At 69.2% G+C, this 26575-nt stretch carries 24 protein-coding genes and 1 pseudogene; 13 read left to right on the top strand and 12 right to left on the bottom strand.

Going from position 1 to position 26575, the window contains the following annotated elements; translation table 11 throughout:
- Positions 1 to 246: pseudogene (locus ACIBH2_RS33400) on the top strand (hypothetical protein); the annotation flags it as partial.
- 1178 nt (positions 247 to 1424) lie between these two features.
- Here ACIBH2_RS33400 and ilvD read toward each other — a convergent pair.
- The gene (ilvD, locus tag ACIBH2_RS33395; RefSeq protein WP_397124928.1) at positions 1425 to 3278 is read right to left on the bottom strand and encodes a dihydroxy-acid dehydratase; all 1854 of its coding nucleotides are present in this window, start codon (positions 3276 to 3278) and stop codon (positions 1425 to 1427) included.
- A 98-nt stretch (positions 3279 to 3376) separates the two neighbouring features.
- On the opposite strand from ilvD, the gene ACIBH2_RS33390 reads away from it, so the two are divergent.
- Positions 3377 to 3973 (top strand): TetR family transcriptional regulator, encoded by a 597-nt coding sequence (locus ACIBH2_RS33390; protein ID WP_397124926.1) that lies wholly within the window; start codon positions 3377 to 3379, stop codon positions 3971 to 3973.
- Here the strand turns inward: ACIBH2_RS33390 and ACIBH2_RS33385 are convergent.
- The gene (locus tag ACIBH2_RS33385) at positions 3970 to 4848 is read right to left on the bottom strand and encodes an alpha/beta fold hydrolase (RefSeq protein WP_397124924.1); all 879 of its coding nucleotides are present in this window, start codon (positions 4846 to 4848) and stop codon (positions 3970 to 3972) included. The genes ACIBH2_RS33390 and ACIBH2_RS33385 overlap by 4 nt on opposite strands.
- A 124-nt stretch (positions 4849 to 4972) precedes the next feature.
- Between ACIBH2_RS33385 and ACIBH2_RS33380 the strand changes: the two genes are divergently transcribed.
- The gene (locus ACIBH2_RS33380) at positions 4973 to 8524 is read left to right on the top strand and encodes a BTAD domain-containing putative transcriptional regulator (RefSeq protein WP_397124922.1); all 3552 of its coding nucleotides are present in this window, start codon (positions 4973 to 4975) and stop codon (positions 8522 to 8524) included.
- Between the two features lie 8 nt (positions 8525 to 8532).
- On the opposite strand, the gene ACIBH2_RS33375 is transcribed toward ACIBH2_RS33380, so the two are convergent.
- The gene (locus tag ACIBH2_RS33375; RefSeq protein WP_397124920.1) at positions 8533 to 9384 is read right to left on the bottom strand and encodes an NAD-dependent protein deacetylase; all 852 of its coding nucleotides are present in this window, start codon (positions 9382 to 9384) and stop codon (positions 8533 to 8535) included.
- Positions 9385 to 9417: 33 nt separating this feature from the next.
- Positions 9418 to 10413, bottom strand: a complete 996-nt coding sequence (locus ACIBH2_RS33370) for a 1-aminocyclopropane-1-carboxylate deaminase/D-cysteine desulfhydrase (protein ID WP_397124918.1) — start codon at positions 10411 to 10413, stop codon at positions 9418 to 9420.
- Positions 10414 to 10631: 218 nt separating this feature from the next.
- On the opposite strand from ACIBH2_RS33370, the gene ACIBH2_RS33365 reads away from it, so the two are divergent.
- Entirely contained in the window at positions 10632 to 11465 is an 834-nt protein-coding gene (locus ACIBH2_RS33365; protein ID WP_397124916.1) for a hypothetical protein, read from the top strand.
- On the opposite strand, the gene ACIBH2_RS33360 is transcribed toward ACIBH2_RS33365, so the two are convergent.
- Positions 11466 to 12122: a TetR/AcrR family transcriptional regulator gene (locus ACIBH2_RS33360; protein WP_397124914.1), complete on the bottom strand. Its 657-nt coding sequence runs from the start codon at positions 12120 to 12122 to the stop codon at positions 11466 to 11468.
- Positions 12123 to 12213: 91 nt separating this feature from the next.
- On the opposite strand from ACIBH2_RS33360, the gene ACIBH2_RS33355 reads away from it, so the two are divergent.
- The 3 genes from ACIBH2_RS33355 to ACIBH2_RS33345 all read left to right on the top strand — a co-directional run bounded on the left by ACIBH2_RS33355 (position 12214) and on the right by ACIBH2_RS33345 (position 14811).
- Positions 12214 to 13680, top strand: a complete 1467-nt coding sequence (locus tag ACIBH2_RS33355) for a cytochrome P450 (protein WP_397124912.1) — start codon at positions 12214 to 12216, stop codon at positions 13678 to 13680.
- Positions 13677 to 13865, top strand: coding sequence for a ferredoxin (locus tag ACIBH2_RS33350; protein WP_397124910.1), 189 nt, complete (start codon positions 13677 to 13679; stop codon positions 13863 to 13865). Before ACIBH2_RS33355 ends, ACIBH2_RS33350 begins: the two co-directional genes overlap by 4 nt.
- 97 nt (positions 13866 to 13962) lie before the next feature.
- Entirely contained in the window at positions 13963 to 14811 is an 849-nt protein-coding gene (locus ACIBH2_RS33345) for a hypothetical protein (RefSeq protein WP_397124908.1), read from the top strand.
- Here ACIBH2_RS33345 and ACIBH2_RS33340 read toward each other — a convergent pair.
- On the bottom strand, positions 14784 to 15443 hold the full coding sequence (locus tag ACIBH2_RS33340; protein WP_397124906.1) for a TetR/AcrR family transcriptional regulator: 660 nt from the start codon (positions 15441 to 15443) through the stop codon (positions 14784 to 14786). The two genes, ACIBH2_RS33345 and ACIBH2_RS33340, sit on opposite strands and share 28 nt — an antisense overlap.
- Before the next feature lie 111 nt (positions 15444 to 15554).
- Here ACIBH2_RS33340 and ACIBH2_RS33335 point away from each other — a divergent pair, with 111 nt between their 5' ends.
- Positions 15555 to 16445, top strand: coding sequence for an oxygenase MpaB family protein (locus ACIBH2_RS33335; protein ID WP_397124903.1), 891 nt, complete (start codon positions 15555 to 15557; stop codon positions 16443 to 16445).
- Between the two features lie 82 nt (positions 16446 to 16527).
- Positions 16528 to 17061: an NADPH-dependent FMN reductase gene (locus tag ACIBH2_RS33330; RefSeq protein WP_397124901.1), complete on the top strand. Its 534-nt coding sequence runs from the start codon at positions 16528 to 16530 to the stop codon at positions 17059 to 17061.
- Positions 17062 to 17064: 3 nt separating this feature from the next.
- Here ACIBH2_RS33330 and ACIBH2_RS33325 read toward each other — a convergent pair whose 3' ends face one another.
- Positions 17065 to 18060: a TY-Chap domain-containing protein gene (locus ACIBH2_RS33325; RefSeq protein WP_397124899.1), complete on the bottom strand. Its 996-nt coding sequence runs from the start codon at positions 18058 to 18060 to the stop codon at positions 17065 to 17067.
- Between the two features lie 154 nt (positions 18061 to 18214).
- On the opposite strand from ACIBH2_RS33325, the gene ACIBH2_RS33320 reads away from it, so the two are divergent.
- A complete protein-coding gene (locus ACIBH2_RS33320; protein ID WP_397124897.1) occupies positions 18215 to 19006 on the top strand; it encodes a 3-oxo-5-alpha-steroid 4-dehydrogenase in 792 nt (263 codons plus the stop codon).
- 54 nt (positions 19007 to 19060) lie between these two features.
- Positions 19061 to 19615 (top strand): TetR/AcrR family transcriptional regulator, encoded by a 555-nt coding sequence (locus ACIBH2_RS33315; RefSeq protein ID WP_397124895.1) that lies wholly within the window; start codon positions 19061 to 19063, stop codon positions 19613 to 19615.
- A gap of 15 nt (positions 19616 to 19630) precedes the next feature.
- Here the strand turns inward: ACIBH2_RS33315 and ACIBH2_RS33310 are convergent, their stop codons facing one another.
- The 4 genes from ACIBH2_RS33310 to ACIBH2_RS33295 all read right to left on the bottom strand — a co-directional run bounded on the left by ACIBH2_RS33310 (position 19631) and on the right by ACIBH2_RS33295 (position 23521).
- A complete protein-coding gene (locus ACIBH2_RS33310) occupies positions 19631 to 20929 on the bottom strand; it encodes a diguanylate cyclase domain-containing protein (RefSeq protein WP_397124892.1) in 1299 nt (432 codons plus the stop codon).
- 31 nt (positions 20930 to 20960) lie between these two features.
- Positions 20961 to 21770: an SAM-dependent methyltransferase gene (locus ACIBH2_RS33305; protein ID WP_397124889.1), complete on the bottom strand. Its 810-nt coding sequence runs from the start codon at positions 21768 to 21770 to the stop codon at positions 20961 to 20963.
- 159 nt (positions 21771 to 21929) lie between these two features.
- The gene (locus ACIBH2_RS33300; protein ID WP_397124887.1) at positions 21930 to 22709 is read right to left on the bottom strand and encodes a M50 family metallopeptidase; all 780 of its coding nucleotides are present in this window, start codon (positions 22707 to 22709) and stop codon (positions 21930 to 21932) included.
- A gap of 20 nt (positions 22710 to 22729) precedes the next feature.
- Positions 22730 to 23521 (bottom strand): SAM-dependent methyltransferase, encoded by a 792-nt coding sequence (locus ACIBH2_RS33295; protein WP_397124885.1) that lies wholly within the window; start codon positions 23519 to 23521, stop codon positions 22730 to 22732.
- Between the two features lie 124 nt (positions 23522 to 23645).
- On the opposite strand from ACIBH2_RS33295, the gene ACIBH2_RS33290 reads away from it, so the two are divergent.
- Both ACIBH2_RS33290 and ACIBH2_RS33285 read left to right on the top strand, forming a co-directional pair.
- Complete coding sequence (locus ACIBH2_RS33290; RefSeq protein WP_397124883.1) at positions 23646 to 25070, top strand: carboxylesterase/lipase family protein; 1425 nt, start codon at positions 23646 to 23648, stop codon at positions 25068 to 25070.
- Between the two features lie 126 nt (positions 25071 to 25196).
- A complete protein-coding gene (locus ACIBH2_RS33285) occupies positions 25197 to 25790 on the top strand; it encodes a hypothetical protein (RefSeq protein ID WP_397124881.1) in 594 nt (197 codons plus the stop codon).
- A 16-nt stretch (positions 25791 to 25806) separates the two neighbouring features.
- On the opposite strand, the gene ACIBH2_RS33280 is transcribed toward ACIBH2_RS33285, so the two are convergent.
- Positions 25807 to 26373: an NAD(P)-dependent oxidoreductase gene (locus tag ACIBH2_RS33280; RefSeq protein WP_397124879.1), complete on the bottom strand. Its 567-nt coding sequence runs from the start codon at positions 26371 to 26373 to the stop codon at positions 25807 to 25809.
- Positions 26374 to 26575 lie beyond the last annotated feature (202 nt).

Below are 26575 nucleotides of genomic sequence, written 5' to 3'. Positions count from 1 at the left end.
CACGCAAGAATCACCGGCACACAGTCGGGGTGGGAAACCGAAGTCCTCGACGGCAATTCGGACCATCCGGGCAGAGTCGGGTGGCGAGCCCCCGCGCATGTGGACCCGACCGGTCTACTCGAGGTCAATCATGTGCATCATCCCGACGAGGTCCTGTATCAGGCCGACGTCCGAATAGAGGCACGCCGCCGACGCGAATCACGGCCCGACACAGGAAGACCCGCCGCACCCGAACCCCCGTGGTGACAACCCGGGCGGAGGTCCTGCCGTGCCACAAACCCCCGGGGAAATCCCACTGCACCCGTGCCCCACCGGTCTACTCGAGGTCAACCATGTGCATCATCCCGACGAGGTCCTGTACCAGGCCGACGTCCGGATAGAGGCGCGCCACCTCCGCGAAACCCGCGCCAACGCACATGGTTCCACCGCGCCAGCCCCTCCAGGCATCATCCAGACCAGCGCACCCACCTCACCAGAACCCCAGTGGTGACATATCACCAGAACCCCAGTGGTGACATATCGCGAGAACCCCAGTGGTGACATATCGCGGGTGATACCTCCGTCGCGCCCAAGCCTGCGCTACCCACAAAGCCAATCCGCCGCCACAACCGCTATCTCGTCCCTGCCACTAGCAGACGGCGTCGCCGGGAACGGCCCTCGAAATGACCGAGGGCGCTAACCCGACGCTGGTGGTATTCGACCGGCCCAGAACGGGAACTCGCGCCTGGCACGGGGGTGCGATTCGTGAACCTCGCCGCATGCCCCGCCGGACCGTCCAACTGGTAGCCCGGTCGTAGGCCGAGTCCCGCGGCCCACATCCGACGAGCAGGAGGCCGAGGTGGCCGAGACCAAAGTGTCCGACGTGCTGGCCGAACTGGCCGACGTATAGCCGCCGACCGCGGCTACACCCGCATTCTCCGTCCAACCACCATCTGCAGACTGCACCACGCCCCGGATTCACCAAGAGTGGATCGGCGCACGTCGAGATCCGAGACATAATCACAGCGCGCCGGAATCCTCGTGTGCCGCTTTGAGGTCCACTTCACCGCTCGAGTCTCCGGGAGCTGTGCCGAGCCCACCGCGCGTGCGCTACAGGAGTTGTGCCGAAGGCAAACCCGCATCACTCGAACCGCCCTGATGACATATCCAGACGGAGTCCCCGCCGCGCCACAACTCCGGGTGTATCTGTCAGTGAATAGTCTCTAAAACAGCATTAGTGCAGTCCGCAGGCTGGAATCGCAGGCTGACGGCACCCAATGTCGCGTCAGCTGAAGTCAGGAAAGGCAGGCGACGCAACCACACTTAATTCGTTCAAAACAGGTGTCGCCCAAGACGAGAGCCCGTTCCTGATAAGAGGATGCACACACTCCTACAATTAATCCGACTGCGAGAACTTCAACCTCTCCAGCCCTCCAGGGCAATTACTACGCGGGGAGCTTGGTGGCGTCACGCACCGCGCCCCGGTCAGCGGATGTGGCCAGCAAGGCGTAAGTGCGTAGGGCGAGGGAGATCGGCCGGTTGCGGTCGGCCGGGCGGAAGCCGTGTCCGGATTCGAGTTTCGCGCGGCGGGCGGCAAGGTCGTTGGGGCTGACGTTCAGGGTCAGTGTGCGGGTTGGGATGTCGATGGTGATGAGGTCGCCGTCGTGGACCAAGGCGATTGGGCCGCCCGCTGCCGCCTCAGGGGAGACATGGCCGATGGAGAGGCCCGAGGAGCCGCCGGAGAAGCGGCCGTCGGTGACGATCGCGCACTTGTCCGCCAGGCCGCGGCCCTTCAGATACGCGGTGGGATAGAGCATTTCCTGCATGCCCGGGCCGCCGCGCGGGCCCTCGTAGCGGATCACCAGCACGTCACCGGGGCGCACCCGGCCGGAGAGCACGGCGTCGGCGGCCTCCTCCTGGGATTCCACCACGACGGCGGGGCCGGTGAAGCTGTGCATGGACGGATCGACGCCCGCGGACTTCACCACCGCGCCGTCAGGGGCCAGGTCGCCGCGCAGCACCGCCAAGCCGCCGTCGTAGGAGAAGGCGTGGTCGGTGTCGCGGATACAGCCCTGTGCGGCATCGAGATCCAAGGTGTGCCACCGTTCGGACTGAGAGAAGGCGCTCGACGAGCGCACTCCACCCGGCGCGGCGTGGAACAACTCGACCGCTTCCGGCGTCGGGTTCGCGCCGCGCACATCCCAGGCGTCGAGCCACGCGCGCAGCGAATCCGCGTGCACCGCACGCACATCCCGGTGCAGCAACCCCGCGCGGTCGAGCTCGCCCAGGATGGCCGGGATACCGCCCGCACGGTGCACATCCTCGATGAGGAAGTCGCCATTCGGGGCGACCTTGCACAGGTACGGCACCTTCGCCGACATGGCCTCGATATCGGCGAGGGTGTAGTCGAGTTCGGCCTCCTGTGCCGCCGCCAGCAGATGCAGAATGGTGTTCGTGGAGCCGCCCATGGCGATATCCATCGTCATGGCGTTGTCGAAAGCCTTGCGGTCGGCGATGTTTCGCGGCAGCAGCCCCTCGTCGCCGTCGTCGTAGTAGCGCCGGGTGATATCCATGACCGTGCGCCCCGCCGCCTCGTACAGGCTGCGGCGCGCGGTGTGGGTAGCGAGGGTGGTGCCGTTGCCCGGCAACGACAGGCCCAGTGCCTCGGTGAGGCAGTTCATGGAGTTCGCCGTGAACATGCCCGCGCAGGAACCGCAGGTGGGGCAGGCATTCTCCTCGATGAGGGCCATATCCTCGTCGGAGGCTCGCGGTGACACGGCCTCCGACATGGTGACGATGAGATCCAGGCGGCTGCGCACCGTGCCGTCCACCAGCACCGCCTTCCCGCCCTCCATCGGCCCACCCGACACGAACACCGTCGGAATGTTCAGCCGCAGCGCCGCCATGAGCATGCCCGGAGTGATTTTGTCGCAGTTGGAGATACACACCAGCGCGTCCGCGCAATGCGCGTTCACCATGTACTCGATGGAATCGGCGATGAGATCGCGCGAGGGCAGCGAGTAGAGCATTCCGCTGTGCCCCATGGCGATTCCGTCGTCGACCGCGATCGTATTGAACTCACGGGCGATACCCCCGGCCTCGCGTATGGACTCGGCGACAATCCGCCCCACCGGCTGGAGATGGGTGTGCCCCGGCACGAACTCGGTGAAGCTGTTCGCCACCGCGATCACCGGCTTGCGCCCGATATCCGCCGAGGGCACCCCGCTGGCCCGCATGAGCGCCCGCGCGCCCGCCATATTCCGACCGTGTGTGACCGTACGAGACCGCAGCTCCGGCATCTCGCCACCTCCTGACCATCTGCAACCGTGTGGTTGGAGTTTGACACAGGGCGACGTCCAACTGCAACCGTACGGTTGGAATTACTAGGATGGTGGCCATGGCGTGGGATACCGAGGGCACCAAGCGGCGACTACTGGAGGCGGCCGTCCAGGAATTCGCCGAACGCGGGCCCGACGGCGCCCGCGTGGCCGCCATCGCCACCCGCGCGGGCATCAACAAGGAACGCATCTACCAGTACTTCGGCGATAAGCGGGGACTGTTCGAGGCCGTTCTCACCGATCAGTTGGGGCAGTTGGCGGCGGCCAGTCCGCTCGCCGCCGACGAAGCCGGGAATCTGGCCGAATACGCCGGACACGTCTTCGACTACCACCGCACGCATCCGCACCTGCTGCGTTTGCTGCACTGGGAGGGGCTGGTGTCGGCCAACGGTGAGCTCCCGGCCGAAACGGCCCGCGCCGCCCACTACGCCGACAAAGTGGCCGCACTGGCCGAGGCGCAGCGCGCGGGTTCGCTGCCCGACGATGTCGCACCCGGCTACCTGCTCTACGCCGTGGCCGCGCTGGCCGCGTGGTGGTTCGCGGCCCCGCAGGTGGTGCGCATGATTCTCGGCGCGGACGCCGACGACCACGAGGCGCGGCGCACGGCCTTGGTGACCATGGTGCGCCGCCTCGAGATTCGCGGTGACTCGGCCTAGCGCTGGACGAGTTCCCTTATCGCCCCGATGATCTCGGCGGGCGATTCCTCGGCCATGAAGTGGCCGCAGGTCACGGTCCGGTGATCGAGATCCGGGGCCCACGCCTGCCAGATCCCCTTGGCGTCGTAACCGAGTGCCGCGCCCCAATCCTGTTGCAGCACAGTCACCGGCATGCGCAGGGTGTTGCCCGCGGCGCGGTCGACGGTGTCGTGATCGACGTCGATATTCGCCGACGCACGGTAGTCGGCGACGATCGAGGGGACGGCCGCGCGACTCGCCGCGAGGTAGGCGGCGCGAATATCGGCCGGGATGGCCTCGGGATCGCGCGTCCACTGGTCGAGGAAGGATCCGAAGAATTCGTCGGCGGTGGCCGCGATCATCCGTTCGGGCAGGCCGGGCGGCTGTGCCATGAGGTAGAGGTGGTAGCCGACGGCGGCCGAGACACCCCGCATGACATCCCACGTGTCCAGCAGCGGAACAACATCCAGCGAGGCGAGGTGGGTGACGGTCTCCGGATGGTCGAGTCCGGCGCGAATGGCGACCAGCGCGCCGCGGTCGTGTCCCGCCAGGGCGAAGCGGTCGAAGCCGAAAGCTTTGGCGACGGCGACGATATCGGCGGCCATGGTGCGCTTGGAGTAGGTCTGCCCATCGGTGTCGAGGGGTTTGTCACTGTCGCCGTACCCACGCAGGTCCGGGCAGATGACGGTGTGGTCGGCGGCCAGGTCGGCGGCGACGTGCCGCCACATGAGATGGGTCTGCGGGAAGCCGTGCAGCAGCACGATGGGGCTGCCGGATCCGGCCACGGCGACATTCAGCGACACATCGTCGGCGACGCGGACGCGCTGATAGTCGAAACCCGGGATACGCGGGGACATGGTGTTCCTTTCGTTCGGTAGTGGCATCAGGTTCGCGCGTGCCGCTGAGCAGTCGATCAGCGCTGACTGAGCGGCGCGTCGGCGTAACCGTCCGATCCGATGGAACGGCGCGTCGATAGCATCGGTGCGTGACCGGATCGGCGACGCCATGAGCCTGAGCTTCGGTGTGCTCGGCCCCCTGTGGGCCGAGGACGACCGCGGTCGGCTGTCGCTGAAGGGCCCGCGACACCGGGCAGTGCTGGCGCGACTGCTGGTGGCGCGGGGGCGCGTGGTGCCGGTGACCAGACTGGTCGACGATCTGTGGGAGGACGACCCGCCGGAGAACGCGACCGGCGCGATCCAGACCTTCGTGGCCGCGCTGCGCCGGGTGCTGGAACCGGACCGGCCGCCGCGACAGCCCGCGCGGGTGCTGGTGACCGAGCCACCGGGGTACGCGCTGCGGATCGCTGCGGATCAGACGGACGCGGGACGCTTCGAGAGCGCCGTCCGGCATGCCGGGGAACTCCTCGCAGCGGACGACGCGGCGGAGGCGGTCTCGGAACTCGACGCCGCCTTGGAGCTGTGGCAGGGACCCGCCTATGCCGAATTCTCCGAATTCGCCTGGGTGCGAGCCGAAATCGGTCGACTCGACGCATTGCGCCTGCTGGCGGTCGAGCAACGGGCGCGAGCACTGCTGGCGTTGGGCAATGTCTCCGACGCCGTCGCGGCCATGGAAGCCCACCTGCTCGAACATCCACTGCGTGAACAGGCCTGGCAGCTGCTAGCCCTCGCGCTGTATCGCGGTGGGCGACAGGCGGACGCGCTGGCGGCGCTGCGGAAGATCCGCACACTGTTGCGCGCGGAACTCGGCGTGGACCCGGGCCCGGAGCTGCGGGCACTGGAGTCGGCGATCCTCGCCCAGGACCCGGAACTCGACGCGCCGATACGGCGCGCCCACCTCGAGAGCCGGACGAATCCACCAGCGGCGCTGGCGAACTCGGACGGCCGCCGAACCTACTCCGAGGGTGCCGCCCCCAGGTCCGCCGGAGTATTCGTCGGCCGCGAGCCCGAACTCGCCCGGCTCCACAACACCGCGCAGGACCGGGCAGCGCACGGCGGTGTGGGCCTGGCCCTGATTTCCGGAATGGAAGGGGCGGGGAAAACCGCTCTCGCCCAAGTATTCTCGGCCGCTCTTGCCGCCGAGGGGTGGCTGACCGCGTGGGGACCGAGCCCCGCCGACCGCGGCACACCGCCGAACTGGCCGTGGACCCGAATTGCCGCCACCTTGGCCGAGTTGGGTGGAATGTCCGATCCTGCCGCAGCGAGCCGTGACCGTGGTGTCTCGGCCTCGTCTGCGAGCGGTGCCCCCGGAACCGGTCCGGCCGTGCCACTCGGAGGGGCGCAAGGAAACCCGTCAGCTGGTGATGTGGAAGCCGCCTCGGCCCTGGAATCGGGAGCGGATCGTGAGAGGGACACTGCGGCTCGGGATGTCGAGGCGGGGCGTGGTCTGGGCACCGCCTCGACAGTCGATGCGGGGGCCGAGGGCCTTGTGGGGGTCGAGGGCTTTGTGGGGGTCGACGGTGGTGTGGGGGCTAACGGTGGTGCGGCAGCCGACGGCGGTGTGGGAGCCGACGGTGGTGCGGGGGAGGATTTCGGCGTCGACCCTGCGGTACTGCGGTTTCGGGCGCGGCAGGAGGCTGTCGAGTATGTGCGGGCGGTGGCGGGGCGGGGACCGGTGCTGCTGGTGTTCGATGACCTGCATCAGGCGGGGGAGGAGACCCTGGAGTTGGTGTCCGCGTTGGTGACCGCGCGGATCGAGGGGGCCGTGCTGGTGGTGGGGGTGTATCGCGGAACCGATGTGGGGGCGGGGTTGACGGGGGCATTGGCGCGGTGGGCGCGCGCAGAACCGGTGCGGATCACGTTGGGCGGGTTGAGTTCTGGGGAAACGGGGGAATTGGTGCACGCCGTCGCCGGGGTGGACATGGAGTCGGAGGCGGCGCGGCGCATTCATCGGCGAGGGAACGGAAACCCCTTCTTCACCCGGGAAATGGCGCGGCTGCTCCGCGAGGAGGGGGAGCAAGCGCTGCAAGGGATTCCGGCAGGGGTGCGGGATGTGGTGCGGCAGCGCATGACTCGGCTGACGGCGGGGGAGCGAACCGTCTTGGAACAGGCGGCGGTGATCGGCGTCGAGATCGACCGCGAGGTGCTGATGGATCTGGCGGGGGATGCCACGGCGGTATTGGACGCGGTGGACGCGGCATTGCGCGCGGGATTCCTGGTCGAATCCGATTCGGGGCAAGTGGCTTTCGAGCACGCCGTGGTGCGGGATGTGCTCTACCGGGAGATCAGCGGCCCGCGCCGGGCGGCCTGGCGCGGCACGGTGGGAGAGCTGCTGGAGCGTGCGGGTGCTGAACCGGCCACTCTCGCTTACCATTTCGTGCGCGCCGACAGTCGCGCGACCGCCGCTCGCGCCGCGCGCTACTCCCTGGCGGCGGGCCGGGAAGCCGAGCGTGTCTTCGCTCCGCACGAGGCGGCGCGCTGGTTCGCCGCGGCCGCGACCGCCTTCACACGCGACGGCGACCTCCGAGGCAAACTCGAGGCCACCATGGGCTTCGGCCGCGCCGCCGCGTTCACCGGCGACCTGCAAGAGTCGAGAAATCAACGCGCCCAAGCACTCCGCGACGTCGAAACCCTCGACGACCCGGAGCTGACCGCCCGCCTCCTCGCCGCCTTCGACGTCCCCGCACTCTGGACCGACAACGACGACCCACGGCTCGCCGAACAGGTGGTGGCCGTCGCCGAACGCACCCTGGCGCAGCTGCCCGACGCCGCCGCCGAGCTCCGCAGCCGCCTGCTCACCACCATCGCACTGGAACTGCGCGCCGCCGACAGCGAGCGCGGCCGCGACGCCGCCCGCGACGCCGAACGCCTCGCCCGCAGCCTCGACGACCCCGCACTGCTCGCCTTCGCACTCAATGCCCGCTTCATGCAGACCTTCCACCGCGCCGGACTCGCCCCGGAACGCGCCCGCATCGCCGCCGAGATCATCGACCTGTCGCGCGCGCACGACCTGGTCAGCTTCGAGGTACTCGGCCACCTCATCGCCGTGCAATCCCATAGTGCCCTGGCCGATTTCGCGACCGCCGATGCCCACGCGGCCGCCGCCGACGCCCTCGGCGACAAATACGGCCTGACCCTGGTCTCCGTCTTCACCCGCTGGTACTCCGCACTGCGCCAGTCTCTTTCGGCACCGTACGCCGAGGCCGAATCCGCCTACCGCGCCGCGGCCGCCGCCCTCCCCGGCTCCGCCATGCCCGGCCTCGAACACGGCCTACTGCCCCTCGCGCTGCTGTGCCTGCGCCTACGCCACGACCTGCCCCTCGACCCCGACCCCGCCACCGACTGGGGTCCGCACGAACAGTGGGTGCGCCCCTTGCTCCTGCTCGCCGAAGGCCGGGACAGCGAGGCGCGCGAAGCCGTGCGCGCGCTGCCCGCACCGCCCTCCGACCTGCTCCTCGAGCTACGCCTGTGCCTCGTCGCCCGTGCCGCGCTGGCCCTCGACGAGCGCGGCCTGTGCGCCGACCTGAGAGACCGATTGCTCCCCGCCGCAGGCGAACTCGCGGGCGCGGGCACCGGCCTGGTCACCCTGGAACCGGTCGCCGACTACCTCGACCGCCTCACGGCCGCACTCGCCTAGCGGTATCGCTACGAGGCGACAGCCGCGACGGTCAAGGAGTCGGCCAGCGCGGTGAGCACCGGCGAACAGCCCGAATCCACCCGCAGCGTCGCCAATTCGTCACCCCGCGTCGGCCCCCGATTGATGATGACCACGGGCCGACCGGTCTTCGCGGCGTGCCGAACGAAACGCAGCCCCGACATGACCGTCAGCGACGATCCCGCCACCACCAGCGCATCCGCGGCGTCGACCATCGAAAAAGCCGCCGCCACACGGTCTTTGGGGACCGACTCACCGAAATACACGATGTCGGGTTTGAGCATCCCGCCACATCGGTCGCAGTCGACCATCCGGAACGACGAGGTGTCGGCGATGACCGCGTCGGCGTCGGGGGCCACCTCCACCCCGGTCAGCGAAAGATCATCGACAAAGCGGGGATTGGCGGCCTCCAACCGATCGGCCAGCGCGAACCGCGAGATCACCGCCCCGCACGCCAGACACCGCACCCGCAGATAACTGCCGTGCAAATCGATGACCCGGCGATGCCCCGCCTTGGTGTGCAGCAGATCCACATTCTGCGTGATCAGACCGGTGACCACCCCGGCCCGCTCCAGCCGCGCTAGCGCGCGATGCCCCGCATTGGGCCGCGAGGCATCCATCCGCCGCCAGCCGATGTGATTGCGCGCCCAATACCGCTGCCGAAACACCGGGTCGCCCACGAACTGCTGATAGGTCATCGGATTGCGCGGCGGGGCGTCGGGACTGCGGTAGTCCGGTATGCCGCTGTCGGTGGAGATCCCGGCCCCGGTCAGCACCGCCACCCGACGGCCGGAGAGCAGATCGTGCAGCGGGCCGAGATCCAGGGCGGGCACAGCGGGCATGGATCCAGGGTACGAGGCGCCCGCGACATGCGATCAGCGCGGACCGTAGGTATCGAGAAAGAGCACCGGGCCCGCACCGAAATGGCCATGAGCATTCATATCCAACAGCGCCGCCATCGCCTTGGCCGTATAGACCGGCTCCAAGACCAAGCCCTCCATCTCCGCCGAGAGTTTCAGCGCCGCAACCGCATCCGGCGTCGACTGGCCGTAGCCGGGGCCCAGCCAGTCGGTGACGATATCCAGATTGCCCGGGACGGAGAGGTTGTCGGGCAGCGTCGCCCCCCGCTTGCGCAGCACGTCGGCGGCGCGTTGCGCCAGCCGTCCCACGGTGCGCTCGTCGAGTCGCAGTGTGTCGTTCACGACCACGCCCACCACCCGGGTCGACAGTCCAGCCAACCGCAATCCGAGCGACAGCCCCGCCGCCGTGCCACCCGACCCCACGGCCGTCACGAGGTACCCCGGCTCGGGCAATGCCCCGGTGCGCACCTGCTCGGCGATCTCCAGGGCGGCCTCGACGTAGCCCAACGCGCCGACCGGTGAGGAACCGCCCGCCGGAAGCACGTACGGTGGCCGCGTACCCGAGAAGTTCCGGGCCAGAATCAGCGGCGCGCGCAGCACCGTGCGCGCCTTGGTGCGGGTGAAGTGCAATTCGGCCCCGCAGTCGCGCAACCGCTTCAACTGCTCGCGCACATGGTCGTCCTCCGGCTGATCCACCAGCGCCAGAACGGTTTTCAACCCGTGCTCACGTCCGTACAGGGCGGCTGCCAAACCCCAGTTGGTACCCAACGCGCCGACCGTCACCAGCGTGCGCCGCCCCTGTCGCAGCGCATCAGGCAGCAGCCACTCCAGTTTGCGCACCTTGTTGCCGCCCCAACCGCCCTGGCCGAACACGCCATCGTCCTTGAGCCACAGCGTCGCGTCACCCGCGCCGAGCGACAGCGGCCGCACCGGCGTCGGCCCGGCGTGCAGCGAGAGATGCGGCAGCGTGTCCGCGAGTTCCGGAAACCGCTGGTGCAGCAGGGGAGTCACCGTCGCAGCCTAGCCCGCCCGCGCGATGCGAGGTGCCCGGGAGCCTGATCGAAAGCGGCACGGCATCGGCTCCCGGGCGGCGAGACCGGTCACCTTCGCAGTAGGGTCACGAGCCCGCTCCGTCGCGAGTACCCGGCTCCCGTGATCCAAACGTGTCCTCGGCGACGGGAACGACAATGGGAACGGGCATTTCACGCCGAACAGGCGCATTCTGGATCATGAGCACGAATTCCTCCGGCGACGGTCGCGCCGGAACGGCACTGGTCGTGGCCGTGGTGGCGGTCGTCGTCGCCGCGGCGGCCGTGCTGTACACGGTCAGCCGTGACGGCGGCGAGACCGGCGAAACGACCGCCAACTCCCTACCGGCCGCGACCTCCTCGGCCCCCGTGACCACGGTGCCGGGCGCACTGCCCGCCCCGACCACGCCCACCACACCGAGCGTCTTCCGCTATCAACCCCTGTGGCCCTTCGCCACCGAGGCCGACGCCGCCGCGTGGCAGGCCGCCTACCGCGAGGGCGGCCACCAGCCCTGGCATCTCGACGCCGCCGCCACGGCACTGGCCTTCACCCAGCAGTACCTCGGCTACGCGAGCCTGGACCGCGTGGTCGCCACCGACCTGCGCGACGGCGAGGCCTGGATCACCGTCGGCTACGACTATCCGGACGACGACAAGGACACCGGACTGCCCGCGGCCGTCCTCCATCTCGCCCGCCTGGGCACCGGCGCGGACGCGCCCTGGGAGGTGGTCGGCACCGAGGACCGCTTCCTGACCCTCACCACCCCGCGCTACGGCGAGCGGATCGACTCACCGATCGCGGTGGGCGGACGCATCACCGGCGTGGACGAGAGCCTCGATATTCGCGTCCATCAACTCGGCGCTTCCGACCCCGTCGGCGAGGTCGGGCAGATTCCGGCCGGTGGCACCGACATGCCTTGGAGCGCAAGCGTTCCCATTTCGGCGTCCTGCCCGGGCACCCTCACCATCGCCGTCGCGACCGGAGGGCACGTCACCGAGGTGGAGCGCTTCGCGGTCACCGGCGTGCGCTGCTGATCAGTCCTGCGACTCCAGCTTCTCGACCAGGGCGGGCAGCCGATCCACCATGCCCACCACGTAATCGGCGATCACCTCGATGAGCACCGGCCGCTCCACCTTCAGCCCGCCATCCAGCCACACCAGCATCAACTCCGCCGACCCGCCGGTTATCAGCTGCGCGAGCGCGGTGAGCGCGGCGTCCTCGCCCTCCGGGATGTCGAGCAGCTGGCGGGCCTCCTTCGTGATCACCTCCGCGACCCTGCGCATACCCGCGAAGCGGCGGCGCATGAGCGCCTCGCTGCCATGTGCCTGCGCCAGTGCGATATTCGCGCGCCGCGGATCGTCGGTGAGCGCGACGATGAGCGCGGCCACCCCGGCGCGGATCTTGTCCTCCTGGCTGCCCTCGGTGGTCGCGATGGCGGCACTGGCGGAATCGAGTGCGGCCTCTTGGACTTCGTCCAGCAGATCGCCCGCCAGCGCATCCAGATCGGGAAACGACTCGTAGAAGAAGCGCGGCCCCACCCGCGCCTGTTCGCACACCCCGCGCACGGTCAGCGCCGAAAGCCCTTGCGTGCCCATGATATCGAGCGCGGCATCGAGCAGTCGACGGCGGCGCTGCTCGCGTCGCTCGTCGGTGGTGGCCCCGCGATAGGTGCCGCTGAATTCCCGCGTCACCTACACAGCTTCGCACAGAAATCCGGAAACGATCGTTTACGGAAACCTCTGTTTCCGGTACCGTTGATATGTCTCGAAGGGAGAGACGACGATGAATCTCCTTGTGCCCCGGGAACTCCGGGATCCGTCGACGCGCGTGAAGCATGCGCGGGCACGGCTCAATCAGCGAATCCAGCGCGCCGCCATCGGTGTCGTCGAGCGCTACCCCTCCGCACCGCGCCCCTTGGCCGAACCGCCGCCCGGTAGTGGCCTCGAGCCCGTCATGGGCGATTTCGGGCCGCCCTGGATCGGCTATATCCTCTCCACCCTGGCCGATCCGATCGACTTCTCGCGCAAGCGATTACAGCGCTTCGGCCCGGTCAACTGGATGGGCGGCTTCGGCCGTCCGGTGGTCGGCATCGGCAGCCCGGAGGCCCTGGAAGAGGTCATGCTCGATCGCGGGAAAGCCTTCTCGGCCCAGCGCGGCTGGGAATTCCTCATCGGCCCGTTCTTCCGAGGTGGGCTGCTGCTGCGCGATTTCGACGACCACCTGTACCACCGTCGCATCCTGCAACAGGTCTTCACCCGTCCCCGCCTCGACGGCTATCTCGAACTGACCTCCCCGCTGCTCGCCCACGGTATCGACGGCTGGCGGCCGGGTAACGAGTTCCTGCTCTACGACGCCGTGAAACAGCTGCTCCTGCATCAGGCCACGGTGGTCTTCGCCGGTGCCGAACTCGGCCCGGAGAGCACCCGGCTGTCGCGGGCCTTCGAGGACGCGGTGCACGGCGGCACCGCCATGATCCGCGCCGATATCCCAGGCGGGGTGTGGCGCAAGGGATTACGTGGCCGTCGCGTACTCGGGGAGTACTTCGCCCGCGAGCTGCCCCAGCGCCGCGTCGGCGACGGTACGGACCTGTTCAGTGTGCTGGCGCGGGTCGCGACGCTGCCCGAGCACACGCTCACCGACGACGACGTGGTCGCGCACATGATCTTCGTCATGATGGCCGCCCACGACACCAGCGCCATCTCCATCTCCATGCTCGCCTACGAACTCGCCCGCCACCCCGACTGGCAGGAGCGCCTGCGCGCCGAATCCCAGGCGCTGGGCAAACCCGATCTCGACTACGGCGATCTGGCGAAACTGCCCAGTCTGGACCTGGCCTTCAAGGAGGCGCTGCGGATGTACGCGCCGGTGGCCCAGCAGGCCCGCGAAACCATTGCCGACACCGAGATCGCGGGGCACTACGTGCCGAAGGGCACCCTCGTCATGACCGGTCCGTACACCATGATGCGCCAGGCCGAGTACTGGCGAGATCCGGACAGTTTCGATCCCTCCCGCTTCGACGCCGAGCACCGCGAGGACGCCGCCCACCGATTCGCTTGGGCCCCGTTCGGCGGCGGCGCGCACAAGTGCATCGGCCTGTACTTCGGCGGTATGACCGTCAAGTCCGTCCTGCACCGCATGCTGCTGCGCTACCGCTGGAGCGTGCCCGACGACTATCGGGTACCGCTCATCGCGGGCACCGGTCCGCTGCCCGCCGACGGATTGCCCATCGTGCTGGAGCGGCTGTCGTGAGAATCGAGGCCGACCACACCCGCTGCGAGGGCCACGGCATGTGCGAGGCCCTCGCCCCCGAATTGTTCCGTGTCGGCGACGACGGCAAGGTCGCGATCCGGGTCGATACGGTGGCCGAGGCCGACCGGGAAGTGGCCCAATTGGCACTGGACAGCTGTCCGACACAAGCGTTGCGTTTCGACTGACCGGAGACCGCATTTCCCCTGATGGGATGGGTCTCGAAACGCAATACCGACCGCGCGGTAGCTACTCAACAGCAACTGGTCGGTCTACTGTGCGGCTATGGACATGGCACTCGAGTGGGATCGGCACCCAGGTACCGGCCTGCGCCTGACGAACGAACTGGCGGGGGCGGCCGGACTGTTCGGGTTGGAAGAAACAGCCATGGAACCGCCATCGGACCTGTTGGGCACGATCGCGGCACGACACGAGGGCAGGCTCCTCGGGTGGGCGGAGCTGCGGGCGGCCGGACCCCTGGACGCCTGGGTGCAGGTCGTCGATGCCGATCGCCTCGTCCGCTCCATCCGCCTGGGACATACCGACGACACGCCCGCCACGCCGGACGAGACCGATGTCTTCGCCACGCTCATCGCCTCCGCGGCCGGACACGCGCAGGGCGCGGGCTATCGGGTGCTGCGCTGGGAAGGCTCCGACACCGGCCCGGAGGGGCAGGCCGCGGCCGTGCTGGAGGCCAGCGTCATCGGCGAGTACGCCCGGCTGTGGACCGCCGAGGCGGCCAGTTGGGAGCCGCCGAGTGCCCTGGGCACCGATCCCGATCAGTGGATCCTGCACGCCGAGGCGGAGTCGCAGGATCCGCCCGGGCATCTGTTCATCGTGGCGCTGCTGGCCGGGGAGTCGAGCGAGCCGCTCGCCACCATCACCACCACGATCATCGACGACATCGCGTACGTGAACGCGGGCGAGCAGATCTCCTACGACGAGATCACCGCCGAGGGGCTCGCCGGGCTCTTCGCGGCGCTGCTGGCCGAGGTGCAGGACCGCTTCCCCAGCGTGGTCGTACTGCGGGTGTTCGAATTCGACGATCCCGTCGTGGCGGCGGCCCTGGAACTCGCGGGCCTGGAGCTCACCGCACACTTCCGCGACTACGAACTGCGGTTGATCGACGACTGATTCCGCACGATGCGGTCCAGACCCTCCAACGCGCCGAGGAACAGCTCGGCGTTGTCGCGCACGAATTCGTCTCGGGTGTAGGTCATTTCGTCGTAGGCCCAGGCCGTGATGGTCTCACCGTAGGCGGCCACCAGGAATCGCGCGGTGAGCACCACGGCGCGGTCGTCGGGGTGCGCCCCCGGCACCAGTCCGGCCACTACCGCCGCGAATCCCGCCGTGTAGTCCTCGGCTCGTTCCAGTCGCCGCCGCGCACTGCCCGGGTGACCATAGGCCTTGGTGGACAAGAACTTTCCCTTGGCGGGCTGGGCGAGGAAGAAGTCCGCGATGGCCTCCAGCACGGCGGTGACGCGGGCTCGGCGCTCGGTCGGCGCGTCGCGCACCGCCGTGTCGAGTCGCGCGGCGAGTTCGCGCGCGGTCAGGTCGAAGGCCGCGCCGGTGAGGTCGTCGAGATCGGCGAAGCTCTCGTAGACGAACCGGGTCGACAGGCCCGCCCCGGCCGCCACCCGGCGCACGGTCAGCGCGCCCGCGCCCTCGCGCGCCATCACCTCGATGGCGGCGTCGATCAATTGTTCGCGGCGACCGCGCATCCGCTCGTCCGCCGCCACGCCGCCGTAGCTGCGCGCTGGCCTCATAGCCACACCTCCCCTGCGGTGTCCGCCGTCACCCGCACCAAATCTTGACACATTTGTTTCTCGAAACCTACCTTTGCGGACACAAATGATTCCTCAATGTGGAGGCGTGCCATGGCCAGCCCTGTTCCCGAAATGTACGCGACGGACGAGCCGTCCACGCCGCGACGCGGGGTACCCGCGGACTCGCTGACCGCCCGCTACGCCGCCGACTGGCGGCTCGTCATGCTAGCCCCCAGCGCGCTGCTGCTCCAGGTCGCCCATCCGGTCATCGGATCGGGCGTGGCCGAGCACTCGATCTTCCAGACCGACACCCTCGGCCGGTTCGAGCGCTCCTACTGGCCGACCATCGCGTTGGCCTTCTACGGTGACGACACCGCCGCCTACGGTCGCGATATCCGCGCCATGCACAAGGGCATCGGCGGGGTGGACCACGCGGGCCGCCGCTACCACGCCTGGGAGCCCGACGCCTACTTCTGGGTGCTCGGCACCGCCTACTGGGCCTCCACCGTCATTGCCGACAGATTCGGAAAGGGCTTGTCGCACACCGAGAAAGAGGAGCTCTACGCGGGCTGGCGACAGGCCTGCGTATTGGCCGGACTGCGCGAACGCGACGCCCCGGCCGATGTCGCCGAATTCGAGCGCTTCTTCGACCGCATGCTGACCGAGCGCCTCGAACACCACCCCTGCGTGGACGATGTCCTCGCCACCATGCGCCGCGCACCCGTGCCGGACGGCGTGCCCGCCTGGCTGTGGAAGCCGATCATGTGGGGCGTCGTCGGCCCCTTCGCAGTGTGGGTGAACACCGGGGTCCTGCCGCCCGACGCCCGCGCGCTGCTCGGTCTGGAATGGTCGGCGCGCGACGAGCGCCGGATGCGCTGGTGGGTGCGCGCCGTCAAGGTCACCGACCGGGTGCTGCCGCGTCCGGTGCGCGAGATCGGGCGCACGGTGGCGCTGTGGCGCAAGGACAAGATCATCGCTGATATTCACCGGGCGGCCGCCTAGGCGCGAGACGGTCGGGCTCGGGGCATCCCGCTCACCGGGTGACCGGCGAATAAATCCGCCGCCGTTGGGGTTGGCTCGGTGCATGACCGCAGCGCCGACCATCCTGTTGATCTCGGGCAGTACCCGCGACGGCTCCACCAATACCGCTGCCCTGCGCACACTTGGGCAGCTCGCGCCGCCGGAGGTCGCGACGGTGCTCTACACCGGGCTGGCCGACCTGCCCCAGTTCGTGCCGGGCGACGATCCCGCGCCCGCCGCGGTGACGGAGCTGCGCGCGCACCTCGCCGCCGCGGACGCGGTGCTGTTCTGTACGCCCGAGTACGCGGGTCTGCTGCCCGGCGCGCTGAAGAACGCCCTCGAATGGGCCGTCGGCAGCGGCGAATTGAACGAGAAGCCGGTCGCCTGGATCAATGTGGCCTTCGAGGGGCGCGGTGACGGCGCGGTCGAGAGTCTGCGGACTGTCCTGGGCTACGTGGGCGCGGAGATCGTCGAGGAGGCGAGCGCGCGCGTCACCGTGCGGCGCGAGCAGCTCGGCGCGGACGGCCTCGTCGCCGCGCCCGAGGTGCGGGAGCAGTTGGCCGACAATCTCTCCCGCCTCCTCGCGCACCTGGCCTGAGCCTCACCGCACGTCGCGCGGCACCCCGAGTTCACGATCGAGATACGCCAGGTCCGGATCGTCGCGGCCGCCGTTGCGGAAGGCGCGGAAGACCAGATCCTGCGGATGGCCCACCGTGAACACCTCCCGGAAAGTGGCCACGGTGCGCTGCGGTGTCCCGGCCAGGCGCGGGTGGTATCCGGCATTGGCCTCCGGGCCCTCCCAGATGAGCGCGCCGCTCTGCGGTGCGAAAGTCCAACCGAGAGCGCTCATTCGGCGCTCGAACTCGGCCGCGCCCAGACCGGCCACATCCCAACCGCTGGCCTCGTTGTGCAGCCGCCGCCCGTGCAGGAACTGCACGAAACACGGGTCCGGGCCCGGATGCGGGGTGCTCAGGCTGAGCACGCTGTCCCAGGGCAGTGTGGTCAGTGCCCACGCCAGGCGTGCTTCGAAATCGGCCCAGCCGTCGCAGACCGGGTCGGCGTCGCGCGCGGTCGGCCGGTCGGCGGGCAATCCGTAGGTCGCGGTGCCGGGGGTGTCCAGACTCCAGGTGGCGCAGCGCAATCCCTCCGGCGTCACGTCCAGGCCGTCGCGCAGCACCGCCACCACCGAGGCGGCCACCCGCCGCCGCTCGGTCGCATCCCCGCCGCGCCGCCATCCGGTGTGCCAGGCCCGCGCCAACTGTGGCCGCCGCCAGACCCGCTCCACCGCGCGCAGCTCCGGATTGGGCTGGGCCGCATCCGATTCCAGCGGCAGCGGGCACGGCTCCCAGAGGTCGTCGGGCTGCTCGCGCAGCACCGTCAGCAGTCGTTCGGCGTCGGCGGCATCGTCGGGTACCGGTAGCAGCACTTCGATATCGGCGCCCTGCTGCGCGAAATGCACGTGCCGCCCGGTGGTTTCGTCACGCAATTGCAGGAAGTGCGGACTCCAGCCCACCCCGGCTTCGGCATCGGCCGCATCCTCCTCCTCGAGAAAGCGCGGTATGCGCTCGGTCAACTCCGCCCACCTGTCCTCGCCCATCTCCCACTCCTCCAATTCCCGGCGGATAAATTACCGGGAGGTCAATGGCCTTGTCCGGCAAGGGTTCGCGTCGCACGCCGAATCGGACCACCGATGCGCAGTGAAGCGGAGCATGGTAGAACGTGTTCTAGTTTTCGTTCGACGAAGGACCACGATGACCTGGTACACCGGCAATACCGTCTACGACACCGTGCTCACCATCGCCTTCGCCTTCGCGGCCTTCGTGCTGGTGGGCGGGCTTTTCGGGCAGAGCCCGTACGGCCGGTTCGCCACGGCGAAACTCGGGCTGAACCTGAATCCGAAGCTCGGCTGGTGGCTGATGGAGATACCCGCCACCGTGGTCTTCCTGATCTGCTATCTGACCGGCCCGAACCGCTTCGAGCCCACCTCCCTGGCGCTGGCCGCGATCTGGCTGCTGCACTACGGCAACCGGGGCTGGTTCTTCCCGCTGTCCATCCGGCAGGTGCCGGGCAAACGCGGCAGCTTCAACATCTCCGTGCTCGGCATGGGCATGTTCGTGACCACGCTGCACGGCTACCTCAACGGCACCCTGTTCAGCCACGACTACCTGGGGCAGTACGGCACCGACTGGCTCACCGACCCGCGCTTCCTCATCGGCCTCGTGGTGTACCTGTGTGGTTTCGGGCTTTTGGTGAGTTCGGAGAGTATTGTCCGCAATCTGCGCGACAAGAACGACCCGGGCGCAACGGAATACAAGATCCCCTTCGGCGGCGGCTTCCGATTCGTCACCAGCCCCACCTATCTCGGCGAGCTCATCGCCTGGTCCGGCTTCGCCATCCTCACCTGGGCGCTGCCCGGCGTGGTGATCCTGCTGATCACCGCGGGCAATCTCGTCCCGCGCGCCTTCGCCACGCACCGGTGGTACCGGGAGAAGTTCGCCGACTACCCGGCGGAGCGAAAAGCCCTCGTTCCCTTTGTCGTCTGAGGTGTTTTTCGGGCACCGAATTCGGCGGCGGCGGAAGTGGGTTACGGTAATCGCATGGCGCGTCTGGTGAGTAAGGAGCAGTACTTCGACCAGGGGCTCGACGTACTGGCGCAGGCCGGTTTCAAAGGCCTCAATATCGGGGTGCTGTGCCGGGGGCTGGGTGTTACCAGCGGCTCGTTCTACCACCACTTCGGCAGCTGGCGCGGATTCGTCGACGCGCTGCTGGCGTACTGGGAAGGCGACCAGGTGCGTCGCCTGCGGGAGATGGAATTCGGCAGCGGCACCGCCGAATCCGATGTGGAGAAACTACGCGAACTGACCCTCGGACTGCACCACCGCGCCGAGGCGGCCATACGCGCCTGGGGCGCGAACGATCCCGGCGTGGGCGCGGTGCTGCGCCGAGTCGACGACGACCGCCGGAAGACGGTGGGCAAGGCCATTTTCGGCGTGGTGGGGGAGCGGGCGGTCACCACCCACCTCACCTCGCTGGCCATGGCCATGCTGGTCGGCTACCAGCAGCTGTCGGCGGCCGGGCATCAGGACGACTTCGCGCCGCTGGTGGATGAATTCGTGCGCATGGTGCACTCGCACGCCCGCGTCACCGCCTGAGCCGAGAGCGGTCGCCTAGCGCCCGCGCGGACCGTACGACTGCCGCGCGCCGCGCTGGGACTTGTTGCGGTACATGGCCGTATCCACGGCGTGCATGAGATCGTCGGCGGCCGTCGGGGCGGTGGCGGCGACGGCCGTGCCGATACTCGCGCCCACCACCATGGGCTGCCCGTCCACCTCGAACGGCACGGCCAGCGCGGCCAGGATCTCGTCGGCGAGTTTCGCCAATTCGTCGGCGTCGCAACGGTCCACGAGCACGATGAACTCGTCGCCGCCGATGCGCGCGGCCATACCGCCGACCGCGGAGACCGTACCGAGCAGCCGGGTCGCCACCTCGCGCAGCACCCGATCGCCCGCGGTGTGGCCGCGGAGGTCGTTGATGTCCTTGAACCCGTCCAGGTCGAGATAGCACAGGCCGACCGGGGGTTCGGCGCTGGCGAGCCGGTCCAGGAACAGCAGCCGGTTGGGCAGTCCGGTGAGCGAATCGTGGTGGGCGTCGTGCCAGAGCCGATCGGCGAGCAGTTTGCGCTCGGTGATGTCGACGGTGACGCCGATGAGGAAGCGCGGCTTGCCATCTCCGTCCCGCACCACCGACATGGACAGGTCGATGGTGGCATGGCCGCCATCGGGGCGGGTGTGCTCGGTCTCGACGCGGAAGCGGTCCACCTCGCCGGAGAGCAGCCGCTGGAACTCCTCGAAGGCGTGCCCGATATTGGCGGGGCCGAGGATCTCGGCCACCGAGCGTCCCGGCATGAGTTCGGCGGGGACGCCGAGGGTTTCGGCCATGGCGGCATTCACGTCCACCACCTGTCCGGTGGTGATGTCGATGGTGCCGATACCGACCGACGCGCCGGTGAAAATGGCCTCGAACCGCGCCTCGGACAGCTGCCGCCGCGCCTCGGCCTCACGGGCCGCGGTGAGCGCGGCGGCGAGGGTGGTCTCCTGTTCGGCCAGGGCGGCGGTGCGCAGATCCCCGGTGAAGGCGGCGGCGAATTCGGCGGCGACGGCCACGGCGCGATCGCGGGCGTCGAGATAGTCGGGGGCCGCCGTGTTCGGATAGGTGGACTGGAACAGTTCACCGCAGATGAGCATGACCGAGCGGTACACCGCCAGCGGGTCGCGGTAGTTGGCGGCGACCAGGGCGGCGGCGGCGTCCCGGGCCACCGTCGCGTCACCGGTGCCGCGGACGGCGGCGATGAGGCCGGGGGTGAAGCGGGCGAGCAGGTCTTCCACCTGCGCGCGGGTGAGGGTCGGCGCGACCGCGCCGTCGAGCAGGTCGGCCCACCGCACCGCCAGCTCTCGCGCTTCCGCCATCGCCGCTACCCCCTGCCCACTCGCCGCCGTCTCAGGATTTGCGCCCCACGCCCGCCAAACCCAGTGAGCGCCCGGGGTTTTCGTGCCGGTCTTGATCGGATTCGGGTCGCCACGCGGGTAGCTCCACCACCCCCGGCTCGACCAGTTCCCAGCCGTCGAACATGGCGGTGATGGCCTCGCGCGACCGGAAGTGAATGCCGATCTTGTTCTCGTTCACCGCGTTCGCGCCGAGCTTGGCGGCGTCCTCGGGCCGCTGGGCCGAGGTGAGATGCGAGATCGCGACATAGCTGCCGCCGGGGACGGCCGCGCGCAGTTCGGTCACCAGTTCGGCGGGCCGCTCCTCGTCGCCGACCAGGTGCAGCACGGCCACCAGCAGTACGCCGACGGGCTGCTCGAAGTCGATGAGTCCGGTCGCCCGGGCGCGTTCCAGCAGGTCGGCGGGTTTGCGCAGATCGGCCTCGATCGCGGCCGCGCGGTCGTTGCCCGCCAGAATGGCCTTGGCGTGCGCCACCGCCACGGGATCGATATCGGCGTAGAGCACCCGGCACCGCGGGTCGAGTTCCTGCGCGACCTCGTGCACATTGCCCGCGGTGGGGATTCCGGAGCCGATATCGAAGAACTGCCGCACGCCCGAGTCCACCAGGAAGCGCACCGCCCGGCGCAGGAACGCCCGATTGCTCAGGGCCAGGCGCGGCAGATCGGGCACCAGCTGCTTACCCATTTCCGCTGCCTTGCGGTCGATCTCGAAATTGTGCGAGCCACCCAGCAGCGCGTCGTACATGCGTGCCGGACTGGCCTGCGTCATATCCACGCCCTCGGGGGCCCACGCCGGTCTGTCCATCCGAATCCTCCTGCGGTACCTCAACCCTTCGGACCGTCGAGAGTTCGTGCCGGTCCGCGTCCGGATGCGTCGAGCGGTGATCATCCGGGCCCTGTCCCGAATGTTAGCCCCCATTCTCGAGAATCATCGCAGGGCGGAGATTCCCGCGAGAACGCGGGGTCAGGGGGTGGTCGGCGCCGGGCAGGTGCTCTGGGTGAACCACGGGACACACACGCCGGTGATGTCCTGCAACAGCAGCCGTCCGCCGACCACCAGGGCGGCCACCGCGACGAGACCGAAGAACAGCACCCAGACCAGGCCCGGAATTCGTGTGAGCCGCGCCAGCTGGTCGGCATCGGAATTGGGTTCGTGGCGGCGATTGCGCTGCAGCTCCACCACCGGCCGGGCGGCGGCCAGCAGCAGGAACCAGGCGGCGAAATAGGCGAATCCGGCTTGCAGGGCGTCGGTGCCGAACCAGGAGACGCCGAAGATGACGGCCCCGAGCACGAATACCGACAGCAGCCCGAAACCATTGCGCACCTTGAGCAGCAGAATGGCCAGCAGCGCGATGGCGGTCCACAACATGAGGGTGATGCGGTGCGCGCCCAGCAGCGCCGCGTAGCCCAGGCCGAGAATGGCGGGCGCGGGGTATCCGGCCATGGTCGTGAGGACCATGCCGAGCCCGTACGGTTTGCCGCTGGAGACGGTGAGCCCGGAGGTGTCGGAGTGCAGGCGAATGCTGTTGAGCCGCCGCCCCGTCAGCAGCGCCACGGCGGCGTGGCCGCCCTCGTGGACGATGGTCACCACATTGCGGGTGAGTCGCCAGGTCGGCCGGTACATGACCGTGAGCAGCGCGGCGACTCCGGTGACCAGCACGATCCACCACACCGGCGGTGTCTGCGTGGTGGTGAGCCGGTCGACGATCGAGCTCCCGTGTTCGACGAATTCGGCGTAGTGCACCGCCGCACCCTACCCGCGAATCACGGCTTGCGCCCGACCCCGCCGCGCACCGAGGTGTGCTTGTCGGGGTCGAATTCCTCGACGCGCCAGTGATCGATGGGGACGACGCCGGGCGCGATCAGCTCCAGGCCCTCGAAGGCGCTCGCGATCTGCTCGGGGGTGCGCGGGTTGTAGGGCACGCCGCCGGTACGGGTGTAGTTCTCGCACAGGGTGACGTAGGCGGGATCGTCGGTGCTGCCGTCGTTGAGTCCGAGGTAGCTGCCCGAGGGCACCGCGGCCATCATGGTGTCGACGATGCGGCGCATATCGCGGTAGCTGCGGGCGTGGCCGAGCACGCCCATGAACAGCACCGCGACGGGTTTGGTGAAGTTGAGGACATTGCGCGCCCCGGCGATGATGTCCTCGGGATTGTTGAAATCCGCGTCCAGGTAGGCGGTGACGCCCTCGTCGGTGGTGCTGGTCAGCAATGCGCGGGCATGGGCGAGCACCATCGGATCATTGTCCACGTACACGACTTTCGACTCCGGGGCGATGCCCTGGGCCACCTCGTGGGTGTTCTGCATGGTGGGCAAACCCGTTCCGATATCGAGGAATTGGCGAATCCCGGCCTCGGCGGCGAGGTAGCGCACCACGCGGATGAGGAACCGACGGGACTCGACGGCCATGGTCGTGATGCCGGGGTAGGCGTCGATTCCGGCCTCTCCGGCCAGCCGGTCGACCTCGTAGTAGTCGCGTCCCCCCATCCAGAAGTTCCAAATCCTCGCCGAATGTGGGATATCCGTGCGAATCCGGGATTGCTGCGGGAAGACCATGGCCGAACTCCTCTGACGCGTCGGCGTGAATCTACGCCGTATACGCCCGGCCGGAAGCGAATTCGCCGACCTGTGACCGGGACGTCGGGTGGACCGCGCGCCCGACACCCGGCAGACTGCGCGGATGATCAGCGACACAGGGGATTTGGTGATCGGGACCGTGAGGGGAGCGGTGCGCGGAGTGGCCGAGGGCGGGGCGCTCGCGTATCGCGGAATCCCGTTCGCGGCCTCGCCGGTGGACAAGCTGCGCTTCGCGCCACCGCAGCCACATCCCGGGTGGACCGGCGTGCGCGAGGCGGTGCGGTCGGGGCCGTCCGCGCCGCAGTGGCCGTCGCGGCTGGAATCGGTGATGGGGACCCGCATTCCGGACTGGGACGAGGACGGATGCCTGAACCTGAATGTCTGGGCCCCAGCCGAATCCGAGGGACCGCTCCCGGTGCTGCTGTGGTTCCACGGTGGCGGATTCACCAGCGGCAGCGGCGGATGGGACTGGTACGACGGGTCGCGGTTGGCGGCGCTGGGCGACATCGTGGTGGTCACCGCGAACTATCGGCTCGGGCCGCTGGGATATCTGTATCTGCCCGAGGCGGACGCGGTGAATCTCGGTGCGTGCGATCAGGCGGCGGCGCTGCGCTGGGTGGCCGAGAATATCGCCGCGTTCGGTGGGGATCCGGCGCGGATCACCGTGGGCGGGCAGTCGGCGGGTGCGTTCTCCGCGCTCGCGCTGGCCTGCGATCCGGCCACCGGCTCGCTGGTGCGGCGGGTGATCGCGCAGTCGGGGCCGTGGCGGATGCCGCCGCAGGATCCGGCGAAGGCCGAGGACATCGCGGCCGCCTATCTGCGGGTGCTCGGTCTCGAGGACGGGGCGGGGGAGCGCCTGCGGGAGCTGCCGGTCTCGCGGCTGTTGGCGGCCTACGCGCGGCTCATGGCCGACACCGGGCGGCCCGGTTCCATGGAACCGCCGATGTGGCCGGTGCTGGGTGGTCCCGGCACGCCGCGGCTGTTCGAGGATGCCATCGCCTCGGGGGCGTTGGCGGGCAAGGAGGTGTTGTTGGGGTGGACCGGGAACGAGATGGGCGCGTTCTTCGCGTTCAACCCGGCCATTCGGATGCTGTCGCGGGGTGAGGCGGCGGCGCTGCTGGGCGTCGAGGCGGAATCGGAGCTCTTCGCGGCGGGCGATCCCGCGCAGGCGGTTTCGGCCGCGCTGGGCGAGCGCTTCTTCGCCTCGGGGGCCCGGGAACTCGCCGATGGCCTTGCGGCGCAGGGCAACCCGACCTACCTGTACCGATTCGACCGCGGACCCGTGCCCGACCCGAATGGGATCGGCGCCTGCCACTGCGCCGAGCTGCCGTTCCTGTTCGGCACCTTCGATCACTTCCCCGACGCGCCCATGCTGGGTGAAATCCGGGCGGGCGACCGGGAATTGGCGACCGTGTTCGGCGGTGCGCTGGCCACCTTCGTCGCCACCGGATCACCCACCGGCGCACGACTGCCCGCCTGGCGGCCGTATCGGGCGGGCAGCGCGGCGGATATCGCGCGATTCGGGTGACCGAATGGCAAAACCAATGGTCATCGCGCGCCGCGACCGGCCACGGTGGGTTTGCCGAGGTATCAGAAGGGGCATTCGCTCCGATGTAGTAGGTGTCAGCGACGCCGGGGAGAGAAGGTGGTCCAGGTGTCGGCGAACTTGCCGTTGCGCCTGTGGCGGGTGCAACCGTGGAACCCGAATCCGCTCATGCGCGCCTCGGACCGCTGGGAGTCGCTGGTGTGGTTGCTGGCGGTGCTCGCGGCACTGGTCGCGATACCCATCGCGGGGGCGGTCGGCACGGCCAGCTATACGGGGGCGGCGGCGCGCATCGCCGCCGCCGACGCCGACAAGACCAGGGTCACCGCCACCGTCACCGGAGCGCCCGAGACCGTCGTCTCCGCGCACAACGGCGTTCGGCTGGAGCGGTTCCCGGCGACGGTGCGCTTCGAACACGACGGCCGCACCGAGACCGTCGACGTCGACCTGGCGACACCCGCGGTGGCGGGATCCACCACCCAGTTGTGGATCACCGCCGACGGCAAGCCCACCACGCCGCCCGCACGGGCCGGTACCGCCGCGGCCGAGGGCGTGGGCACCGGACTCGCCATTCTGGTCGAAACCTGGTGTGCGGCAGCGGCACTGGTGTGGATCACGCACGCGCTGCTGACCTCGCGTCGCAATGCGAAGTGGGATCGGGAGTGGCGCGGTATGAACAGCCACATCGGTCGCGACACGCTCTGAGCGCCGAACGGCCCGTTCAGTATTCGCCGTGTACCAGGTTGCGCGGCGGCTCCCCGCCGAGATAGCGCGCGATCTCGCGGGCGGCGACCGCGTAGGCGCGTTCGCGGCTGCCCCGGCTGCTGCCGCCGACATGCGGGGTGAGCAGCAGGCCCGGGGCGTCCCAGAGCGGATGGTCCGCGGGCAGGGGTTCGGGATCGGTGACGTCGAGGACGGCCCGCAGACGGCCCGCGGTGAGTTCGGCGAGCAGGGCGTCGGTGCGCACGATCGGTCCGCGCGCCGCGTTGACCAGGATCGCGCCATCGGCCATGCGTGCCAGGAACGCCGCGTCGACCAGGCCGATCGTCTTGCTGGTGACGGGGACGGTCAGCACCACCGCGTCGGCGTCGCCGAGGAGGTCGGGCAGCTCGTCGACACCGTGCACCCCCTCGCGGGCCGTGGTGCCCACCAAGGTGACCGACGCGTCGAAGGCCGCCAGCTTGCGGCTCATCTGCGCGGCCAGATCACCCGCGCCGACGATCAGGATTCGCTTGCCCGACAAGGTGTCGGTCTGGTGCTGGGTCCAGCGGTGCTCGCGCTGGGCCACCGCGAAGTCGGTGAATTCGCGGTAGACGCTGAGCAGGCCGGTCAGCGCCCATTCCGCGGTGCTCGCGCCGTGCGCGCCGCGCGCGGTGGAGAGCGCGACGCCGTCGGGGATGTGGCCCGCCCACGCTTCGGCTCCGGCCGTGAGCAGTTGTACGAGACGCAGTTTCGGCAGCTGCCAGGCCAGGGCCGTGGCATGGGAACCG

Origin of the sequence: Nocardia sp. NPDC050406, from assembly GCF_044459025.1 — a bacterium.
In the GTDB taxonomy this organism is placed as follows: Bacteria; Actinomycetota; Actinomycetes; order Mycobacteriales; family Mycobacteriaceae; genus Nocardia.
Note: the sequence above shows the minus strand (reverse complement) of the source record. Positions and strands in the feature narration are given on the sequence as shown.

Excerpts from the sequence above, each read along its gene's own strand:
- ACIBH2_RS33315 (WP_397124895.1), top strand. The coding sequence starts at position 19,061 with ATGGCGCGTCTGGTGAGTAAGGAGCAGTACTTCGACCAGGGGCTCGAC.
- ACIBH2_RS33385 (WP_397124924.1), bottom strand. The coding sequence starts at position 4,848 with ATGTCCCCGCGTATCCCGGGTTTCGACTATCAGCGCGTCCGCGTCGCC.
- ACIBH2_RS33305 (WP_397124889.1), bottom strand. The coding sequence starts at position 21,770 with ATGGACAGACCGGCGTGGGCCCCCGAGGGCGTGGATATGACGCAGGCC.
- ACIBH2_RS33345 (WP_397124908.1), top strand. The coding sequence starts at position 13,963 with ATGGACATGGCACTCGAGTGGGATCGGCACCCAGGTACCGGCCTGCGC.
- ACIBH2_RS33320 (WP_397124897.1), top strand. The coding sequence starts at position 18,215 with ATGACCTGGTACACCGGCAATACCGTCTACGACACCGTGCTCACCATC.
- ACIBH2_RS33310 (WP_397124892.1), bottom strand. The coding sequence starts at position 20,929 with ATGGCGGAAGCGCGAGAGCTGGCGGTGCGGTGGGCCGACCTGCTCGAC.
- ilvD (WP_397124928.1), bottom strand. The coding sequence starts at position 3,278 with ATGCCGGAGCTGCGGTCTCGTACGGTCACACACGGTCGGAATATGGCG.
- ACIBH2_RS33325 (WP_397124899.1), bottom strand. The coding sequence starts at position 18,060 with ATGGGCGAGGACAGGTGGGCGGAGTTGACCGAGCGCATACCGCGCTTT.
- ACIBH2_RS33330 (WP_397124901.1), top strand. The coding sequence starts at position 16,528 with ATGACCGCAGCGCCGACCATCCTGTTGATCTCGGGCAGTACCCGCGAC.
- ACIBH2_RS33390 (WP_397124926.1), top strand. The coding sequence starts at position 3,377 with ATGGCGTGGGATACCGAGGGCACCAAGCGGCGACTACTGGAGGCGGCC.
- ACIBH2_RS33340 (WP_397124906.1), bottom strand. The coding sequence starts at position 15,443 with ATGAGGCCAGCGCGCAGCTACGGCGGCGTGGCGGCGGACGAGCGGATG.
- ACIBH2_RS33355 (WP_397124912.1), top strand. The coding sequence starts at position 12,214 with ATGAATCTCCTTGTGCCCCGGGAACTCCGGGATCCGTCGACGCGCGTG.
- ACIBH2_RS33375 (WP_397124920.1), bottom strand. The coding sequence starts at position 9,384 with ATGCCCGCTGTGCCCGCCCTGGATCTCGGCCCGCTGCACGATCTGCTC.
- ACIBH2_RS33365 (WP_397124916.1), top strand. The coding sequence starts at position 10,632 with ATGAGCACGAATTCCTCCGGCGACGGTCGCGCCGGAACGGCACTGGTC.
- ACIBH2_RS33295 (WP_397124885.1), bottom strand. The coding sequence starts at position 23,521 with ATGGTCTTCCCGCAGCAATCCCGGATTCGCACGGATATCCCACATTCG.
- ACIBH2_RS33290 (WP_397124883.1), top strand. The coding sequence starts at position 23,646 with ATGATCAGCGACACAGGGGATTTGGTGATCGGGACCGTGAGGGGAGCG.
- ACIBH2_RS33335 (WP_397124903.1), top strand. The coding sequence starts at position 15,555 with ATGGCCAGCCCTGTTCCCGAAATGTACGCGACGGACGAGCCGTCCACG.